Origin of the sequence: Pseudomonas taiwanensis, from assembly GCF_013393345.1 — a bacterium.
In the GTDB taxonomy this organism is placed as follows: domain Bacteria; phylum Pseudomonadota; class Gammaproteobacteria; order Pseudomonadales; family Pseudomonadaceae; genus Metapseudomonas; species Metapseudomonas resinovorans_C.
The window spans coordinates 95,928-115,265 of sequence record NZ_QJRF01000076.1; the positions used below are offsets into that span (position 1 = coordinate 95,928).

Annotated in this window: 14 protein-coding genes; 5 read left to right on the forward strand and 9 right to left on the reverse strand. The window is 65.3% G+C overall.

All coding sequences use genetic code 11. The annotated features are described in order from the left end of the window. Positions 1–59 precede the first annotated feature (59 nt). Positions 60–509: an azurin gene (gene azu, locus DM872_RS27690; protein WP_179062406.1), complete on the reverse strand. Its 450-nt coding sequence runs from the start codon at positions 507–509 to the stop codon at positions 60–62. A 124-nt stretch (positions 510–633) separates the two neighbouring features. Here azu and DM872_RS27695 point away from each other — a divergent pair, with 124 nt between their 5' ends. From DM872_RS27695 to DM872_RS27710, 4 genes are all read left to right on the forward strand, one after another. Beyond that, on the forward strand, positions 634–1,257 hold the full coding sequence (locus DM872_RS27695; protein WP_179062407.1) for a LysE family transporter: 624 nt from the start codon (positions 634–636) through the stop codon (positions 1,255–1,257). 201 nt (positions 1,258–1,458) lie between these two features. Beyond that, positions 1,459–2,046, forward strand: coding sequence for an LOG family protein (locus DM872_RS27700; protein WP_077523727.1), 588 nt, complete (start codon positions 1,459–1,461; stop codon positions 2,044–2,046). A 58-nt stretch (positions 2,047–2,104) separates the two neighbouring features. Continuing rightward, a complete protein-coding gene (locus DM872_RS27705) occupies positions 2,105–2,476 on the forward strand; it encodes a thiol-disulfide oxidoreductase DCC family protein (RefSeq protein WP_179062408.1) in 372 nt (123 codons plus the stop codon). A 5-nt stretch (positions 2,477–2,481) separates the two neighbouring features. Beyond that, positions 2,482–2,928 (forward strand): GNAT family N-acetyltransferase, encoded by a 447-nt coding sequence (locus DM872_RS27710; RefSeq protein WP_179062409.1) that lies wholly within the window; start codon positions 2,482–2,484, stop codon positions 2,926–2,928. Positions 2,929–3,051: 123 nt separating this feature from the next. On the opposite strand, the gene DM872_RS27715 is transcribed toward DM872_RS27710, so the two are convergent. From DM872_RS27715 to DM872_RS27745, 7 genes are all read right to left on the reverse strand, one after another. Beyond that, positions 3,052–3,900, reverse strand: coding sequence for a mechanosensitive ion channel family protein (locus tag DM872_RS27715; protein WP_179062410.1), 849 nt, complete (start codon positions 3,898–3,900; stop codon positions 3,052–3,054). A 188-nt stretch (positions 3,901–4,088) separates the two neighbouring features. Further along, entirely contained in the window at positions 4,089–5,024 is a 936-nt protein-coding gene (locus DM872_RS27720; RefSeq protein WP_179062411.1) for a transglutaminase family protein, read from the reverse strand. Then, positions 5,024–7,522 carry a circularly permuted type 2 ATP-grasp protein gene (locus DM872_RS27725; protein ID WP_179062412.1) on the reverse strand — a complete coding sequence of 833 codons (2,499 nt, stop codon included), beginning with the start codon at positions 7,520–7,522 and terminating at the stop codon, positions 5,024–5,026. Before DM872_RS27725 ends, DM872_RS27720 begins: the two co-directional genes overlap by 1 nt. Before the next feature lie 89 nt (positions 7,523–7,611). Next, positions 7,612–10,899, reverse strand: coding sequence for a transglutaminase family protein (locus DM872_RS27730; protein ID WP_179062413.1), 3,288 nt, complete (start codon positions 10,897–10,899; stop codon positions 7,612–7,614). A 355-nt stretch (positions 10,900–11,254) separates the two neighbouring features. Further along, positions 11,255–12,364 carry an SO2930 family diheme c-type cytochrome gene (locus tag DM872_RS27735; RefSeq protein WP_179062414.1) on the reverse strand — a complete coding sequence of 370 codons (1,110 nt, stop codon included), beginning with the start codon at positions 12,362–12,364 and terminating at the stop codon, positions 11,255–11,257. Further along, a complete protein-coding gene (locus DM872_RS27740) occupies positions 12,361–13,590 on the reverse strand; it encodes a parallel beta-helix domain-containing protein (protein WP_179062415.1) in 1,230 nt (409 codons plus the stop codon). Before DM872_RS27740 ends, DM872_RS27735 begins: the two co-directional genes overlap by 4 nt. 178 nt (positions 13,591–13,768) lie before the next feature. Further along, entirely contained in the window at positions 13,769–16,054 is a 2,286-nt protein-coding gene (locus DM872_RS27745; RefSeq protein WP_179062416.1) for a YgiQ family radical SAM protein, read from the reverse strand. 211 nt (positions 16,055–16,265) lie between these two features. Here DM872_RS27745 and DM872_RS27750 point away from each other — a divergent pair, with 211 nt between their 5' ends. Beyond that, positions 16,266–18,173 (forward strand): diguanylate cyclase domain-containing protein, encoded by a 1,908-nt coding sequence (locus DM872_RS27750; RefSeq protein WP_179062417.1) that lies wholly within the window; start codon positions 16,266–16,268, stop codon positions 18,171–18,173. A gap of 17 nt (positions 18,174–18,190) precedes the next feature. On the opposite strand, the gene alr is transcribed toward DM872_RS27750, so the two are convergent. Further along, positions 18,191–19,267 carry an alanine racemase gene (alr, locus tag DM872_RS27755; protein ID WP_179062418.1) on the reverse strand — a complete coding sequence of 359 codons (1,077 nt, stop codon included), beginning with the start codon at positions 19,265–19,267 and terminating at the stop codon, positions 18,191–18,193. Positions 19,268–19,338: the final 71 nt, after the last annotated feature.

Genomic DNA, 19,338 nt, shown 5'->3' on the forward strand with positions numbered 1-19,338 from the left:
ACAACCCCCATGAAAAAAGGCCGCTACACGGAGCGGCCTTTTTCGTGTTCACCTGAGGGTCAGTCGACCAGGGCCAGGGTGCCCTTCATCATCGACACGTGACCCGGGAACGAGCAGAAGAACTCGTAGCTTTCACCGGCAGCCAGCTTGGCCACATCGAAGGTTACGCTGTCGCTCTCGCCACCGCCGATCATCTTGGTGTGGGCAATAATACGGGCGTCGTCGGCCTTCAGGTAATCCTTGTCGAGGCCGGCGGTCATGCCTTCGGTGGCAATGGCCTGGGCATCAGCGGTCTTGCTCAGCACCCAGTTGTGACCCATCACGTTCTTGGCCAGCTTGCCGGAGTGCTTGAGGTTCACGGTGAAGGTTTTGCAGCTCTTGCTGACCTTGATCTCTTTGGTATCGAAAGTCATCTGATCGGTGGCCTGCACATCCACGGTACATTCAGCAGCCAGCAGAGGTGCACTGGCCAGGGCCAGCACGGATGCAACGACGAGCTTGCGAATCATGGGAGTCTCCTTGGCAGAAAGGGCAGAAATGCCCCAAGAAGGGAGACTGCACCATTTATCCACGAGTTCCCATATCGTGCGGCAACAAGCCGCAACCCGTCTGAAACAAGGAATTTCAAGGCTCATGTTGTCCTTCTTCATTGCCGCGATGCTTCTCGGATTCGTGTTCAACGCAGCACCCGGCGCGGTGTTCAGCGAAACCCTGCGGCGTGGCCTGCGCGACGGCTACAAGCCCGCGCTGATGGTGCAGATCGGCTCACTGGTGGGCGATGCCACCTGGGCCGCACTGGGCCTAACTGGCCTCGCCCTGTTGCTGGACAGCGCCACCGTGCGCTACCCCCTGACCATCGCCAGTGCCCTGTATCTGGGCTGGCTCGGCCTGCAGTCGCTGCGTGACGCCCATCGTCCGCCGCAGCCCTCGACCGACGAGCAAGGCGCCAGCGGCGGGGCCTTCGCCTCCGGCGCCGCGCTGTCGCTGACCAACCCGCAGAACATCGTCTACTGGGCCGCGATGGGCGGAGCCATGGCGGCTGTGGGTGTGGCCGAGCCGACGCCCACACACCTGGCGGTGTTCTTCGGCGGCTTCATGCTGTCGTCGTTGCTCTGGTGCTTCATCTGCGCCGGCCTGGTGGACTGGTTCCGCCGCGCGGCCTCCACCCTCTGGCACCGCCTCACCTACCTGGCCTGCGGCTTGTGCCTGCTGGGCCTGTCAGGGATGACGGCGGCGGAATTGCTGAAGCTGGCCTGATCTGTCGTGGCGCCATTCGTCCAGAAGGCGATGCGCCATCCACACCGCTGAAGCCTGCTCGCCGCCCCTCCCGCCGGGGCTTGCGGCGGCGGTCCAGACTGATTCCAGCACCTACCGTTCGGAAGCTGACCGCTCGAACAGCTTGGAGCCCGGGCACTAAATCGGTACCCTTGCGCGCTTTTTTCGCCCGAGGAGTCCCCCATGTCCTTGCGTTCCATCTGCGTGTTCTGCGGCGCCAGCCCCGGCGCCAAGCCGATCTACCGTGAAACAGCCGCCCTTCTTGGCCACACCCTGGCCGAGCGCGGTATCACGCTGGTCTACGGCGGTGGCGCAGTTGGCCTGATGGGCACCGTGGCCGATGCGGCCCTGGCTGCCGGTGGCGAAGTCATCGGGGTGATTCCGCAGAGCCTGATGGACGCCGAGATCGGCCACAAAGGCCTGACTCGCCTGGAAGTGGTGGACGGCATGCACGCCCGCAAGGCCCGCATGGCCGAGCTGTCCGACGCCTTCATCGCCCTGCCCGGCGGCCTGGGCACCCTGGAAGAGCTGTTCGAGATCTGGACCTGGGGCCAACTGGGCTACCACAGCAAACCGCTGGGCCTGCTGGAAGTGAACAGCTTCTACGACAAGCTCACCGACTTCCTCGACCACCTGGTGGAAGAGCGCTTCGTCCGCGACCAGCACCGCGGCATGCTGCAGGTCGGCGGCCACCCGGAAATCCTGCTCGACCGCCTGGAAGCCTGGCGCCCGAGCAGCGCGCCCAAATGGGTCGACCGCAAGCCCCACTGACCCCGCGCCCGTCCCGGCTTTAAACTGTCCGGGACAACCCCAAGGCCAGGAGCGGCCCATGGCAGGCGAAGAGCGGATCAAGGTCTATTTCAACAGCGCATGCCCGGTGTGCAAGGCCGGCATCGAAGGCCAGAAAGGCAAGACCACCGCCTGCCAGGTGGAGTGGGCCGATGTCCATCAGGACAACAGCGCGGTAGACGAAATCGGCGAGAACCTGGAATACGTCCGCGAGCGCCTGCACCTGGTGGACGAACAGGGCGTCAAGCGCATGGGGATGGACGCCTTCATCGTGCTCTGGCGCCACTCACCTGAAGAACGCTGGAAAGCCCGACTCTTCTCCCTGCCGCTGATCCACGGCCTTGCGCAGCTCGGCTACAAGCTGTTCGCCCGCCTGCTCTACCGCTGGAACAGAGCCAAACATCACTGGTGACATGGATGACCCCTTTCGTCGAAACCCTGAGTACCCTTTCCGCTGCCGACCGCCAGCGCCTGATCGAAGTCTGGGAGGGCGCCGTGCGCGCTACCCACAATTTCCTCAGTGAAGACGACATCCAGTTCTTCAAACCCCTGGTGCGCGATGCCTACCTGGACGCGGTGCAAGTGGCCTGCCTGCGCGATGCCGCCGGCAGCATCACCGGGTTCATCGGGACCGATGGGGAAAAGGTGGAGATGCTGTTCGTCGACCCAGCCCTTCGCGGCCAGGGCCTTGGTCGCAGGCTGATGGAGCATGCGCTGGCGCTCGGCGCGCGCATCGTCGATGTGAACGAACAGAATCCGCAGGCGGTGGGTTTCTATCTGCGCTTGGGCTTCGTGCAATACGACCGCTCGCCCGTGGATGGCTCGGGGAAGCCATTCCCCATCCTGCATCTGCGCAAGGGCTGACCGGGCTTCCCTCACCCCAACCCTCTCCCAGAGGGAGAGGGAGTCGATTGTGCCGGCATCAGCCGAGCGTTTTTCCTGTAGGGGCGAATTCATTCGCCAAGCAGGCCGCAGGCCTGCCCAAGATCACCCCTGCGGCTGCTGCACGATGATGGTCTGCGCCGGCATGGGCGCCGGGAAGTCCGAGCCCAGGGCTTCCTTGATGGTGCGGTTGGTATCGAAATACACCTGCCAGTAGTTGTCGTTGTGGCAATAAGGTCGTACCGCCAGCACCGGTCCCACCAGGTTGAACTCAAGGATTTCCACATCCACCGGCGGCTCGGTGAGCACATTGGGGATGGCGGCGATGCGCGCCTTGAGAACAGCCGCGGCTGCGTGCCAGTCGGCGGCGCCGGAGAGCTGGGCCTTGAGTTCCACGCGGCGGAAGGTGTTGTGGCTGAAGTTCTGGATGGTGTCGCTGAAGATCTTGTTGTTGCCCACCAGGGTCATCACGTTGTCCGGCGTGTTGATCGTGGTGGCGAACAGACCGATCTCCTTCACCGTACCGGTCACGCCGCCAGCGCTGATCATGTCGCCCACCTTGAACGGCCGCAGGACGATGATGAATCCGCCCGCCGCCAGGTTCGCCAGCAGCCCCGACCAGGCCATGCCGATGGCCAGGCCGACCGCCGCGATCAATGCCGCGAGGCTGGTGGTCTGGATGCCGAAGAAGCCGAGGATGCCCACCACCAGGAGGACGTTCAGGGTGACGGTGATGAACGAGCCGACATAGCGCAGTACGGTCGGGTCCACTTTCTGTCGCTCCAGGGAGCGCTGGACCAGTCCGACCGCGAAGCCGATGAGCCAGCGACCCACCACCCAGAAGGCGATGGCCGCGAGAATCTTGACGCCGAAGGTTGTGGCGTACTGCATGACCGTGGTCATAAACGCACTGACCTTCTCAGTACCCACATTGACGATGGTTGTTTCATCCATGGCAAAGCACCTTGCAGGAGAGAAGTGGCCCCGAAAAAGCTAGCACGGCGCCGGCAAAGTGCTCGCGGCAACAGCCCGCGAGCTTTTCGTAGGTTGGTCTGAGGTACGAAGCCCAACGATGCGGCGCATGAAATGGACGACGTTGGGCCTCGCTGAGCTCGGACCAACCTACAAGAGCGGCGAGGGCTTCAGACGGCGAGTTCCCAGAGCGGCATGACAGTCACGCGGACTTCCGGGTCGTGGCTGCCGCCGCCGAGGATGACCCCGCGCAGGGGCGAGACATCGGAGAAGTCGCGGCCCCAGGCCAGGGTGATGTGTTCCAGGTTGGGCAGGATGTTGTTGGTGGGGTCGAAGTCCACCCAGCCATTGCGCGGGCAGTACACCGAGACCCAGGCGTGGGAAGCGTCGGCGCCGATCAGGCGCGGCTGGCCGGGTGGCGGCTGGGTCAGCAGGTAGCCGCTCACGTAGCGCGCCGCCAGCCCGCGGGAGCGCAGGCAGGCAAGCATCAGGTGGGCGAAGTCCTGGCAGACGCCACGGCGGCGCTCCAGCACCTCGGTCAGCGGCGTTGCCACCTGGGTGGCCTCGGCATCGAAGGCGAACTCACTGAAGATCTTCTCCATCAGCGCGGCCGTGCCCTGCAGCAGTGGCCGGCCGGCCGGGAAGCAGCCAGCAGCGAATTCGGCGAATTGGCGCTTGATGCGCACGTAGGGCGATTCCACGCGATAGCGGCAGGCGTCCAGTTCGATGGGCGACAGGGCGCGGCCGGTGAAGCCGAGGATGGCCGGCACCTGTTCCCAGGCCGGTGAGGCGGCGAGGTCCAGCGGCGCATGGGGCAGGACTTCGATCTGCAGGCGCGCGTTCACCTGCAGCTCATCATGGGGGCGTTCGAAGGCCAGGCGCGTCAGTGGGTTGCCGAAGACGTCCGTGAGGTCCTGGCGCAACGTCGGTTCGGGATTGATCAGCAACTGCTGCCCGCTGCACACCTGCCAGGAGCACTCTCGCGGCCAGAGGTGCACCAGCTGCTGGGACAGCGACACCGGCGCCGAATAGCGATAGTGGGTGTCGTGGAACACCTGGTAGCGGGCGCCCTGCACAGGGGCGATGGATTGGGCTTGCGCGTGCATCAGGTCGATACCGTTTGCTGGCTGACGTCGTCGACGTGGGCAAAATAGCGCAATCCGAGACGATCGGAGACCTGTCCGACGTTCTGTGCGATATCCCGCAGCAGCCCGGCCAGTCCGGCCAGCACCTCGGCCAGACTGTCACTGCCGAACAGCGGGTCTTCCAGGGTGGCCAGGTCGAAGGCGAGCAGACGCCCGATCAACCCGCTCAGCACCAGTTCCTGGGGCGCGCCGAATTCCTGGTGCAGGCGCCCGAGGGAACGTTCCAGGGCCTGCAGCTGGAAGCGCAGGGCGTGGGGGTTCTGGTCATGCAGCAGGAGCAGGTCGAGTACCGGGATCAACTGCGGCGAGGCCAGGTAGCGCGAACGGTAGGTGATGGTGCTGTTGCCCAGTTCCAGCAGCCATTCCAGAGCGCCCTGGTCCCAGGAATCGCCCCCTTCGAGGAAGCCGGCAATGGCATCGGCATAGAACTGCACCCGCTCGATGCGACGGCCGATCATCAGGAAGCGCCAGCCATCGTCGCGGGTCATGTCGTCCAGGGCGAAGCCGGACAGGGCCGCCAGGGACATCAGCAGGCGGTTGAGGAATTCCAGCGCTTCGCCGAGATCGGTGCGCTTCGGGTCCAGAGCCTGGGCCTCACGATGCAGCTCCAGCACCGCGTGCCAGTTCTCCCGTGACAGCCGCCCGCGCACCTGGGCTGCGGCCCAATGCAGGCGGCGCAGATTGGCACTGACGCTGCTCGGCCATTCGTCGTCCAGCAGAGCCGCCAGCAAGCGCTGCTCCAGGGGTTCCTTGCCGACCGGCACGAGGCCAATGGCGCCGGCCAGCTGTAGTGCCGAGCGCAACGCCTGCTCGTCGCCGTCGGCATCCACATAGCGCGACAGCACCACCCGCAGCAACCGCGCGCCATCGTCGCAGCGCTCGCCGTAGCGACCGAACCAGTAGAGGTTTTCCACAACCCGCGAGGGCAGATAGGGGTCCTGGCGGATCAGGTCGCGTGCGCCGATGGTGCGGGGCCGCAGCGGCTCGCCCACCACCGGCAGGTCGGCCAGCACCCAGGTGTCCTTGCTGGCACCGCCGCGCTGCATGGATACCACCTCGGCATCGGCCTCCGAGGCCACCCGTGTCAGGCCGCCCGGCATCACCCAGTAGCTGCCGTCGGCACCTGCCACGGCGAACACGCGCATGCCGATGGCTCGCGAATGCAACTCACCGCCTGTTTCGTCGCCGAGCCAGACCGGCGCCTGGGAAAGCTGCGCCAGGCGCTGGGCGACATAGGCGTGAGGATGAGCCTGCAGGCGCTTGCGCAGCGCCAGCAGCGCACCGTCTTCAAGCGCGTGGCCGAACAGCGGTTCGAAGCTCTGGCTGGGGAAGGCCGGTTTGATCACCAGCCCGGCCAGGCCGTCCGGAGCCTTGCTCAGCACTTGCCCCTGGCCGCACCACCAGGTGCCGACGGTGGGCAGCAGCAGGTCCTCGCCGAGCAGCCGCTGGCTGACTTTCGGCAGGAAGCCCAGCAGCCCTGGCGATTCCAGTACGCCACTGCCCAGGGCGTTGGCCACCAGGACCCGTCCCTGGCGTACCGCATCCAGCAGGCCGGGCACGCCCAGCGCCGAGTCGGTGCGCAGTTCCAGTGGATCGCAGTAGTCGTCGTCGAGGCGGCGCAGTACGGCATGGACGCGCTTCAGGCCACCCAGGGTCTTGAGGTAGAGGGTGGCGTCGCGCACCGTCAGGTCGTGACCTTCCACCAGCGGAAAACCGAGCTGGCGAGCCAGGTAGAGATGCTCGAAATAGGTTTCGTTGAAACGCCCGGGGGTGAGCAGCACCACCAGCGGCGTCTCGCCATCGCTGGGCGCCTGGCGGATCAGGGTTTCCTGCAGGGTGCGGAAGTAGCCGGCGAGGTACTGCACCCGCAGGTCGCGATAGAGCTCCGGCAGTGCGCGGGACACGATCTGCCGGTTCTCCAGGGCGTAGCCAGCCCCGGACGGCGCCTGGGTGCGATCGGCCAGCACATGCCAGCGCCCATCGGCATCACGGGCGAGATCCACCGCGTAGCTGTGCAGGAAGATGCCGCCGGGTGGCTGCACGCCCTGGCAGGGCCAGAGGAAGTTGGGATGACCGTAGACCAGTTCGCTGGGCAACAAGCCTTCGACCAGCAGCTGCTGCTCGCCATACAGATCGGCCAGCACGGCATTGAGCAAACGCGCACGCTGGGCCACGCCAGCAGCGATGGGCTGCCATTCCTCGGCCGAGAGCAGGTTGGGCAGCAGGTCCAGCTCCCAGGGGCGGTCGGTGCCCTTGGGGTCCGCGTACACGTTGTAGGTGACGCCGTTTTCCTGGATCTGCCGCGCCAGCAGTTCCTGGCGCTGCCGAATCTGCGCCGGGCTGCTGCGCTCGAGTTGCTGGAACAAACGCTGCCAGTGGGGACGCACCTGACCCTCGTCATCCAGCAATTCGTGGTAGGCCGTGGCGGTCAGCGGATAGTTGGCTAGCAGCTCGGACATCGGGGGCTCGGTAGTTGGGCGGCAGGGAAACTTTAGCGGACAGCGCGACGCCCGGCCGCTGTATCGTCGGCCGGGCGCCCTTGCCCAAGCTAGCGGCGACGCAAATCCAGGGTCATGGGCAGTTCATCGTCGACCACCGGCTTGCCGACCAGCAGCTTGCCCGGCGTATGCCCGTGACGGAAGAAGCGCGCCAGGCGGCGGCTTTCGGCCTCGTAGGCGTTTACCGGGAAACTGTCGTAGCTGCGCCCGCCGGGGTGGGCGACATGGTACTGGCAGCCACCCAGGGAGCGCTGCATCCAGGTATCCACCAGGTCGAACACCAGGGGCACCTGCACGCCGATGGTGGGCTGCAGGCAAGCAGCCGGTTGCCATGCGCGGTAGCGCACGCCGGCGATGAACTCGCCGCCCCGGCCGGTGGACTGCAGCGGCACCGGCTCGCCGTTGCAGGTCAGCACGTAGCGATCCGGCGCCATGCCGTTGACCCTCACCTGCACTCGCTCCAGGGACGAATCCACATAACGCACGGTGCTGCCGGCCGAACCCTCCTCGCCCAGCACGTGCCAGGGCTCCAGGGCCTGGCGCAGTTCCAGATCGATGCCCTTGACCTGGTAGTCGCCGTATTTGGGGAAGCGGAACTCGAAATGCGGGGCGAACCAGTCGCTGCGCAGCGGATAACCAGCCGCGTTGAACTCGTGGACCACGTCGTCGAAATCCTGCTGGACGAAGTGCGGCAGCAGGAAGCGGTCATGCAGCTCGGTGCCCCAGCGAACAAGCTTCGGCGGCTGGTAGGGCTCGTTCCAGAAGCGCGCCACCATGCCGCGCAGCAGCAGTTGCTGGGCCAGGCTCATGCGCGCATGGGGCGGCATTTCGAAGGCGCGCAGCTCCAGCAGGCCGAGGCGCCCGCTGCTGCTGTCCGGCGAGTAGAGCTTGTCGATGCAGAACTCGGCGCGGTGCGTATTGCCGGAGACGTCCACCAGCAGGTTGCGCAGCAGGCGATCCACCAGCCAGGGCGGACAGTCAGCGCCCGGCTGGGGCATCTGTGCAAAGGCGATCTCCAACTCGTAGAGGGCGTCGTTGCGCGCCTCGTCCACGCGCGGCGCCTGCGAGGTCGGGCCGATGAACAGGCCGGAGAACAGGTAGGACAGCGATGGGTGGTTGTGCCAGTAGCTGATCAGGCTGCGCAGCAGGTCCGGACGACGCAGGAAGGGCGAATCCGCCGGGGTGGCGCCCCCCAGCACGAAGTGGTTGCCGCCACCGGTGCCGACGTGGCGACCGTCGACCATGAACTTCTCGCTGGACAACCGGCTCTGCCGCGCCGCCTCGTAGAGGAATTCGGTGCGCTCCACCAGTTCGTCCCAGTTGGCCGAGGGGTGGATGTTCACTTCGATCACGCCCGGATCGGGGGTGACACGGAAATTGGTCAGGCGCGGGTCGCTGGGCGGCTCGTAGCCCTCCAGCAGCACCGGACAGTCCAGCTCACCAGCCGTGGCTTCGATGGCGGCCACCAGTTCCAGGTAGGACTCCAACTCGGAAAGCGGCGGCATGAACAGGTAGAGCCGGCCTTCGCGGGGTTCGGCGCAGAGGGCGGTGCGGATGATGCCGCCGGCGGACTGATGCAGGCTTGGCTCGCGGACATCGCCATGGGCCCCCGGACCTCCATCGCGCAATTGCTGGCGGATCAGCGCGGCGCGGCGCAGCGGCGGGAACTGCTGGCTGGGGTCGGCCGGGTTGACGTAGGGATAGTCCGCTTCGCTGACCCAGGGTTGGGAATCCAGCGGCAGGCGATAGCCCATGGCGGAGTCGCCAGGCATCAGCCGGCAATGTTCATCGCGCAGGAACCAGTGGCCACTTTCCCAGGCATCTCCGGCGGCGCTGCGCGCCAGCGGCAGCACGTGCCCCACGACTTCACCCAGTCCACGGTCGAATACCCGGCGCAGGCGCTCACGCTCCATCGGGTCGGCCAGGCGGGCATCCTCCGGAGTCACGTTGACGGGCAGCTTCCGCTCGCGCCAGAGGTAGTAGTACCAGTCCTCGAATGCCGGGAACTGATGGTCATCCGGCACCCCAAGCCGATTGGCCAGCCGGCTGAGGAAGCGAGCCGCCAGAGGGGCGTCGGCGCCATAGTTGCGACTTTCGTTGGCGTAGAGGGCAGGGTCCTGCCAGATGGACTCGCCGTCCTTGCGCCAGTAGCAGTTCAGCGACCAGCGCGGCAGTTGCTCACCGGGGTACCACTTGCCCTGGCCGAAGTGCACCAGGCCACTGGGCGCATAGTGGCTGCGCAGGCGATGGAACAGGTCGGCGGCCAGGCGGCGCTTGTTGGCGCCCAACGCAGCGGTGTTCCACTCCGGATCATCGGGGTAGTCGATGGCGATGAAGGTGGGCTCGCCGCCCATGGTCAGGCGCACGTCGCCCGCGAAGAGATCGGCGTCGATGCGCGCGCCGAGTTCGCGGATCGCCTGCCACTGTTCATCGCTGTAGGGCTTGGTCACCCGGGGTGCTTCCCAGACCCGTTCGATGCGCATGTCGTGGGAGAACTCGCACTGGCACTCCTCTACCCCGCCACTGATGGGCGCCGCCGACGTCGGTTCCGGGCTGCAGGCCAGCGGAATGTGGCCTTCACCGGCGAACAGGCCGGAGGTGGGGTCCAGGCCGACCCAGCCGGCACCTGGCAGGTAGACCTCGCACCAGGCGTGCAGGTCGGTGAAGTCGACTTCAGTGCCACTGGGGCCGTCGAGGGACTTTTGGTCAGCGGTGAGCTGGATCAGGTAGCCGGAGACGAAGCGTGCGGCCAGACCCAGGTGGCGCAGCAGCTGAACCAGCAGCCATGCCGAGTCGCGGCACGAACCGCAAGCCTTCTCCAGGCTTTCCTCCGGCGTCTGCACGCCCGGTTCCATGCGGATCAGGTAGCGGATGTCCCGCGACAGCTGCTGGTTGAGCGCCACCAGGAAGTCGACGCTTCTCTTGGGGGTCAGATCGATGCGCGTCAGGTAGTCCGCGAATAGCGGGCCGGCGGGAAGGCGGCTGAGGTACGGCGCCAGTTCACGCTGGTCATCGGTCGTGTAGCTGAAGGGAAACTGCTCGGCATAAGGCTCGAGGAAGAAGTCGAACGGATTGAACACCGCCATTTCGGCGACCAGGTCCACTTCCACCTTCAGTTCACGAGTCTTCTCCGGGAACACCAGGCGCGCCAGGTAGTTGCCCTGGGGGTCCTGCTGCCAGTTGATGAAGTGCTTGCCCGGCGAAACCTTCAGCGAATAGCCGAGGATGCGCGAGCGGCTGTGGGGCGCCGGCCGCAAGCGGATGACCTGCGGGCCGAGATTGACCTCACGATCGTAGCGATAGTGGGTGACGTGATGCAGTGCGACATGAATCGACACGGCGTGCCTCCTGCGAGCCTGGGCGATAGCGGGAGTTGCGCAAGACTTGTGCCAGCCCCCGAACCACCAATTTCGGCCCTTCCAAGCACCGGAAAAGAGCCACCTTCGCACCCGGATGGCCCGGCCGCACAAAAATGGTTCGCGGCGGACCAGCAGGTGAAATTGAAGCCTAGCGGTCGAAGATGAAGGAGAAGGGAATTCGCACCAGGCTGGTTAGGCCGATTGGGTATAAGTCCCGACGGGACCTGTAGGAGCGAATTCATTCGCGATGCAGGCCAACGGCCTGCTATTGAGGTCAGAGGCCGCTCCGCGGCCATTCGCGAATGAATTCGCCCCCACAAAAGGCATGCGTCGCTCAGCATCCACCCGGCAAACCCGCGATCCAGCGCGTCAGCAGCTCCACCCCTTCACGGTGTGCCGTGGAGCGCCCCAGCTCGGGCATCATCACGCTGGGGTCGGTGCTCTCGACGCGGTAGATCAGCACAGAAGCATCCGGCTGACCGGGGTGGATATCCACCAGGCGGTCGCCTGAACCCTTACCCGCCGCCACAGGCTGCTTGCACAGGCCGTAGGGAATGCCGAGCGGCGTAGCGGGATCGAGGTAGAGGCCGGAGGTGCGCGCCGGTCCCTTGGGGTTGTGGCAGTGAGCGCAGTTGATATCGAGGTAGCTTCGCGCCTGCTGCTCCAGGCCTTCCCCTTCACGGGGTGCGCTGGCCAAGGCATTTCGTGGGATGCGGTCCGACGCCGGCAACCCTTGGAGCAAACCCAGGCGCTGCCAGCGTTGCAGCTGGTTTTCCACAGCCTCCGGATAGGCCAGGTCGCGATTCAGATGGCGCGCCTTCGGCCCCAGGGGGTGCAGCCCTTCTCCGCGGCGTTCCTCATGACAACCGGCGCACTGGTTGGCATCGGGCACCTGGTAGTCCACCTGCAATGAACCGCCCTGCTGGTCGTGCAGTTGCAGCGCTGCGCTGGCACCGGCCCATTCCAGGGTCGCGTCCCCCTGCGCCTCGTCCCACACGTACGGCAGCGCTACCCAGCCCTGCTGCTGACGCAACAACACGCGGGTTTCCATCAGTCGCACCTTGGCCACGGCCAGCCCCTTGGCCGGGTCGCGATCATCACGGGTGTTCTTCAGCAGGCGGCCCTGCTCGTCCTTGGGGTAGTAGAAGGTCTTGGTCAGCACCGTGCCGACCGGGAAGTCGAAGTGCTGCTCCCCATAGCGGACCGCCTGGCCTGGCGGCAGCCACAGGGTGCGCAGTTTGTGGGCGTAGTCGCTGAACAGCGGGGTGTTCAGGTCATAGGCCAGCGCTTCTGTCGCGGGCTGCAGATGGCCATCGACCCGCTGCAGCATGCCCCAGCCACTGAGCTTTTCCGGGTAGTTCTCGCCCTCGGGCAGGTAGAGCGGTTCCTGCTGCTGGCCACAGCCGGACAGCAGCAGGAGCAGCAGACACAGCGCTGCCCTCATGCCCCCTGCCCCGCTGCGGCCAGGACCACTTCCGGCAGCGGTGGCAACGTGCAGCGGTGATTGGCCATGTCGGTGCTGATGTTCTTGAAGTTGTTGGGGCCGTCGACGTTGACCAGGGTTGCCGCGCCGTTGTCGACGCAGATGCCCAGTTCGGCCGGCAGCTTGCCGCCTACCACCTTCGCGGGGTTCACGTAGCCGTCCCAGAGGATGTCCGGCAGCCGGCCATTGAGGCCGAACTTGGCGACCTTGAGGGCTTTCAGTTCGAGGTGGTCGGGGCTGTCGCCGCCCGGCCCGAAGCGATTGCCACGGATGGCGATACGTTCCGGGTAAGGGTCGAAGTCTTCGCTGGTGGATTGGTCGCTGTAGCCGGTGCTGAAGTAACTGCTGACGATGACGTTGGCCGTGCGGTGATTGCCGATGTCGTTGTCGAAGATTTCCACATCGTCGTTGGAGTTGATCACCACGCCGGAACCGGCGGGTACGCTGGCCACCGGCGTGCCCTTGTGGCCGAAGTTGTCGTGGTTGTTGCCCTGCACCTTGTTGCGGTAGATGCGTGTGCCATGTCCCGGCTGCTGCAGGTTGGGCATGTTGAACACCAGGATGCCGCCGGTGTTGCCAGTGGCGACGTTGTCGTAGACGTCGGCGCCGATGGTGTTCTCGATCTCGATGCCGGCGACGTTTCGCTCGGCGCGGCTGTTGCGCACCACCACGTTGCGCGACTGGCCGACGTAGATGCCGGCGTCCGACGCGCCAATGGCGATCACGCCTTCGATCAGGGTGTTTTCCGTCTGCACCGGGTAGATGCCGTAAGCGCCGTTCTCGGTGGCCGGACCGTTGGTCCATTCGGTGCGGACATTGCGGATGATGATGTTCTTGCCGCCGACCACCTTGAGGGCGTCGCCCTTGCTGTCTTCCAGGGCGAGGTCTTCGATGGTGAAGTCCGAGGCGTCCACCAGCAGCCCTTCGGCACCGGCCTTCTGGCCCTTGAAGCTGAGGATGGTCTTGTCCATGCCGGCGCCCTTGAGCGTCACTCCACTGACCTTGAGGCTGAGGCCGCGGTCCAGCTGCCATTTGCCAGCTGGGATTTCGATGACGGTGCCGGGCTTGGCCTTGATCAGGCGGGCCTGCAGGTCTTTCTGGAAGTCGGCGTGGGTAACGGGGGAATCAGCCTGATCGCCGCAACCGGCGAGCAGAAGGGCAAGGGCCAGGAGTGAGAAGGGGCGCATGGGGCAATACCGGGTTCTTCTTGTGATTTTGGCACTATAGTGCCAATCATCACTTTGTAGGAAGAAGCCGACAGACGACAGTGTAGGAGCGAGCGTGCGGCGCGGTTGTTCGCGAGCAGAGCTCGCTCCTACAGAGAGCACAGATAAGAAAACGCCAGCCTGAAGGCTGGCGTTTTCATCAGCGCGGCGCGACCGGTCGCTTGGCGGGTTTCTTCTTCCCGCCTTTCTCCGCTGCAGCGGCCTTGTTCTCGGCCTGCTTGCGGGCAAAGGCGGCGGCCTTGGCCTGCTCGCGCTTGTCCCAGGGATTGCTGCCGTCGCTGGCGCGGGGCGGCAGGCCGGTGTGCTGGGTAAGCATCTTGCCGACTTTCTTGCTGCCGGCCGGTGTGGAGTTCTTGCGGCGGGCGCTCTGGTACTCGCCAGTTTCCGGCTGGTAGGTCGGAATCAGGTGGTGCTTGCCGTTGCCAATCAGATCGGCGCGGCCCATGCGCTCCAGTGCGGCGCGCAGCATCGGCCAGCCTTTCGGATCGTGGTAGCGCAGGAAAGCCTTGTGCAGACGGCGCTGTTCCTCGCTCTTGACGATCGTCACCCCGTCGCTCTTGTAGGTGACCTTGCGCAGGGGGTTCTTGCCCGAGTGGTACATGGCGGTGGCGCTGGCCATGGGCGACGGGTAGAAAGCCTGCACCTGGTCCGCGCGGAAGCCGTTGCGCTTGAGCCAGAGGGCGAGGTTCATCATGTCCTCGTCCGTGGTACCCGGGTGGGCGGCGATGAAGTACGGGATCAGGTACTGCTCCTTGCCCGCTTCCTTCGAGAACTTCTCGAACATCTGCTTGAAGCGGTCGTAGGAGCCGATCCCCGGCTTCATCATCTTGTCCAGCGGACCGCGCTCGGTGTGCTCCGGAGCGATCTTCAGGTAACCGCCGACATGGTGGGTGACCAGTTCCTTGACGTATTCCGGCGACTCCACCGCGAGGTCGTAGCGCAGGCCCGAGGCGATGAGGATCTTCTTCACCCCCGGCAGGGCGCGCGCCTTGCGATACAGCTCGATCAGCGAGCTGTGGTCGGTGTTGAGGTTTTCGCAGATGCCCGGGAACACGCAGGACGGCTTGCGGCAGTGCTTCTCGATTTCCGGGTCCTTGCAGGCGATTCGGTACATATTCGCGGTCGGCCCGCCGAGGTCCGAGACCACGCCAGTGAAGCCCGGAACCTTGTCGCGCATTTCTTCGATCTCACGAATGATCGAATCATGCGAGCGGTTCTGGATGATCCGCCCTTCGTGCTCGGTGATGGAGCAGAAGGTGCAGCCACCGAAGCAGCCACGCATGATGTTTACCGAGAAGCGGATCATCTCGTAGGCCGGGATCTTTTCCTTGCCGTACGCGGGGTGCGGAACGCGGGCGTAGGGCATGCCGAAGACGTAGTCCATCTCTTCGGTGGTCATCGGGATGGGCGGCGCATTGAACCACACGTCCACCTCGCCATGACGCTGCACCAGCGCGCGGGCGTTGCCGGGGTTGGTCTCCAGGTGCAACACGCGGTTGGCGTGGGCATAGAGCACCGGGTCGTTGCGCACCTTCTCGAAGGACGGCAGGCGGATCACGGTCTTGTCGCGGGTCAGGCGCGGGTTGGGCAGCAACTGCACCACCTTGGCCTCTTCCGGATCGTCGACCGGGCCCTTCTCCTGCTCGATGGCGCAGGCGGCGGTGTCCTGGGTGTTGACGTAGGGGTTGATGATCTTGTCGACATGGCCCGGGCGGTCAATGCGGGTGGAGTCGATCTCGAACCAGTCCGCTGGGGTGTCGCGGCGAATGAAGGCGGTGCCACGCACGTCGGTGATGCTTTCGATGGATTCGCCCCAGGACAGGCGCTGGGCGATCTCGACCACGGCACGCTCGGCATTGCCGTAGAGCAGGATGTCAGCGGTGGCGTCCATGAGGATGGAGCGGCGCACCTTGTCCTGCCAGTAGTCGTAGTGGGCGATGCGACGCAGGGAGGCCTCGATGCCGCCGAGAATCACCGGCACATGGCTGAAGGCTTCCTTGCAGCGCTGGCTATACACCAGGCTGGCCCGATCAGGGCGCTTGCCGGCGGTGCCGCCAGGGGTATAGGCATCGTCGGAACGGATCTTCTTGTCCGCGGTGTAGCGGTTGATCATGGAGTCCATGTTGCCCGCTGCGACGCCGAAGAACAGGTTCGGCTCGCCGAGCTTCATGAAGTCGTCCTTCGAGCGCCAGTCCGGCTGGGCAATGATGCCCACGCGGAAGCCCTGGGCTTCCAGCAGGCGGCCGATGATGGCCATGCCGAACGACGGATGGTCGACGTAGGCGTCGCCGGTCACGATGATGATGTCGCAAGAGTCCCAGCCGAGCTGATCCATCTCTTCCCGGCTCATCGGCAGGAAGGGCGCGGGACCGAAACATTCGGCCCAGTACTTCGGATAGTCGAACAGAGGCTTCGCAGCTTGCATATTTTTTGACCAGCGGGCTTTTTCACGGGGCGCGGAATATAGCACAAATTTTGAGCAAATCCGACGCTGACGCTGGGTTTCTTCAAGGCCCGAATGCAAGGCTGTAGGAAATCGCGTACAAAGTGATCACAGATTCTTCGGCTAGCTATACTCCTGCCGACCTACAAACCGCCAAGCCGCAGTAGTAAATAACTTACAAGGAGCGTGTGCGGTGCGACGTCCGATCCTTTCCCTCCTCCTGCTCCTCTGTTGGCTGGGCCTCGGCTTGCCAGTGCAGGCGGCCTTCGAACTGACGCCCCAGAGCAGCGGCGCCACGCTCAATGGAGCGATCGACCTGCTGGAAGACCCAGACGGCACGCTGGATATCCAGGACATGGCCAAGCCGGACGTGCAGCAGCGCTTCGTGCCGGCCAATGGTCGCGCCACCGTCGGCCAGAGCCGCAGCGTGTGGTGGGTGCGCGTGCAACTCAGCCGCAGCAGCGACGCCCCCCAGCAATGGTGGCTGGAGAACTCCGGCATTACTGTGTACCGGGTCAGCCTGTTCCTGCCGGATGGCAGCGGTGGCTGGAGCCAGCGCGAATCCAGCGAGGCGCTGCCCTTCGCCCAGACCCGTGACTATTCCTACCGGCGCATGCTGTTCAAGTTGCCGGAAATCGGCTCTGAGCCCCTGACCCTGTATTTCCGCAGCTTCGATCCGGCCGGCAACTCCTTCCCGCTCAAGATCTGGCAGGCGGATGACCTGAAGGAACTGAAGTCCACTGAAAACCTCGGCTTCGGACTGGTCTACGGGGTGATCCTGGCGCTGTTCCTCTACAACCTGTTCATCCTCGCGGCACTCCGCGACAAGGCCTACCTCTGGTATGTACTGGCCACCGCCTCGGCGCTGGTGTTCATCCTCAGCATGACCGGCCACGGCTTCCAGTACTTCTGGCCGGACCAAGCGGTGCCGATCTGGCTGGACCGCATCACCCTGCCCTCGCTCTGGGGCATCTTCGTGATGCGCTTCACCCAGGAGCTGCTCTATACACGCCGGGGCCTGCGCTGGGCCGACCGGCTGTTCAATGTGGCCTGCGTGCTCTACGCCCTTGCCATCGTGATCAACGTCTTCGGTTATCGCGCCGAAGGCGCCCTGCTGATCGCCATCACGCCCATCGTGACCGTGCCCACGGCCCTGATCAGTGCCCTGGTCCGCTGGCGCCAGGGCTTCATTCCGGCGCGCTTCTACCTGGTGGGCTACGGCACCGTGCTGATCAGCACCGCTGTGCTGGTGATGCGCGCCGCCGGCCTGATCCAGCCGATCAACTTCACCGCCTACATGTTCCCGGTGGCCGTTGCGGCCGAATCGATCCTCTTCTCCTTCGCCCTGGCCTACCGTATCCAGATGCTCAAGCAAGAGCGCTCTGCCGCCCTCGAACAGGCCGACCGCGAGAAAGCCGCACGCCTCGCGCAGATGCAGGCCAGCGCCGATGAATTGCAAGCGGCGGTCACTACCCGAACCGCCGAACTGGCCGCCGCCAACCAGCGCCTCAGCGAGCGGGAGCGCGCTCTGGAACATGCTGCCTTCCACGATGCCCTGACCGACCTGCCGAATCGCCGCTACCTGATCGAGCGCACGGAGTCGGCGCTGGCCAATGCCAAGCGTCACGAGGAACAGCTGGCGCTGATGCTGATCGACCTGGACCACTTCAAACCCATCAACGACCGTTTCGGCCACGACGCCGGCGACGAGATGCTGCGCACCATCGGCCGGCGGCTGCGCGAGCACGTTCGTGGTGGGGATGCGGTAGCACGCCTGGGCGGCGACGAGTTCGCCGTGCTGATCGGCGGGCCGGATGCCGAGGTCGAGGCTTGTAAACTGGCCCGGCGCCTGCTGGAGGAACTGGCGGCGCCCATGTGCTACGGCGCGGAGAAACTGTCGGTGAGCATCAGCATCGGCATTGCACTCTACCCGCGCCATGCCCGGCATTTCTCCGGGCTTTACCAGACGGCCGACCGGGCGCTGTACAAGGTCAAGGCACGCGGCCGCTCAGGCATGGTGCTGTTCGGTGAGGATGGCGAGCTGTCTTCCGAGACCAGCCTGCAACTGGACGTACTGAAGACGCCCAGCGGATTGCTGTAAAGGCAGCTTTGCGGGGATCAGGCCAGGTAGCGGCGCGGTACGCGCGCGGTGACCTTGGTCAGCAACTCGTAGCCGATGGTGCCGCAGGCCTGGGCCAGTTCGTCCACCGGGAGCTGCGCGCCCCAGAGCTCTACGGGGTCACCGACACGCGCCTCGGGCATCTCGCTGAGGTCTACCGCCAGCATGTCCATGGACACCCGGCCCACCAGCGGCACGCGACGGCCGTTGACCACCACCGGGGTGCCACTGGGCGCGTGACGCGGATAACCGTCGGCATAGCCGCAGCTGACCGTGCCGATGCGCGACGGCCGCGTGGCTTCCCAGGTCGCGCCATAACCCACGGTTTCCCCGACCTCGATTTCGCGTACGCCAATCAGTTGGGCGCTGAGGCTCATGGCGGGCTTCAGGCCCAGTTCGGCTGCGCTGAGATCGGCCAGCGGCGTGGCACCGTAAAGCATGATGCCGGGTCGCAGCCAATCCATATGGGATGCGGGCATGGTCAGGATGGCGGCGGAGTTGGCCAGGCTGCGCTGATCGAAGTCGAGTTCCAGCAGGTCGAGGAAGGCTTCCAGCTGGACTTCGTTGAGCGTGTGGCCGCGCAGGTCGGCGCAGGCGAAATGGCTGATCAGGTTGAGCTCCGCCACCTGGGCGGCAGTGCGCAGGCGGGCATGCCAGTGACGCAGGGCGTCCGCGGTGAAGCCGAGGCGGTGCATGCCGGAATCCAGCTTGAGCCAGACATTCACAGGGCGGCCGATGGTGGCGGCGAGCAGTGCTTCGGCCTGCTCCGGCCCTTGCACCACCAGGTCCAGCCCGAGCTGGGCGGCGAGATGATACTCGGCCGGCTCGAAGCAGCCTTCCAGCAACAGCACCCGCGCTTCGTCGTCGAGGGCGCGGACTTCGGCGGCCTCTTCCAGGCAGGCAACGGCAAAGCCATCGGCTTCTCCACGCAGGCTGGCGACCACTTCACGCACGCCGTGGCCATAGGCATTCGCCTTGACCACCGCAAAGGCTTGCCGCCCCGGCGCACAGCGCTTGGCGAGGGCATAGTTGTGGCGGATGGCGGAAAGGTCGACGGCGGCGATCAGCGGGCGCATTGAGACAGGCTCATGAACGAAAACGGGCGCCCATCATACCGCCTGGACGCCCGCATTCATTGACCTGCAGC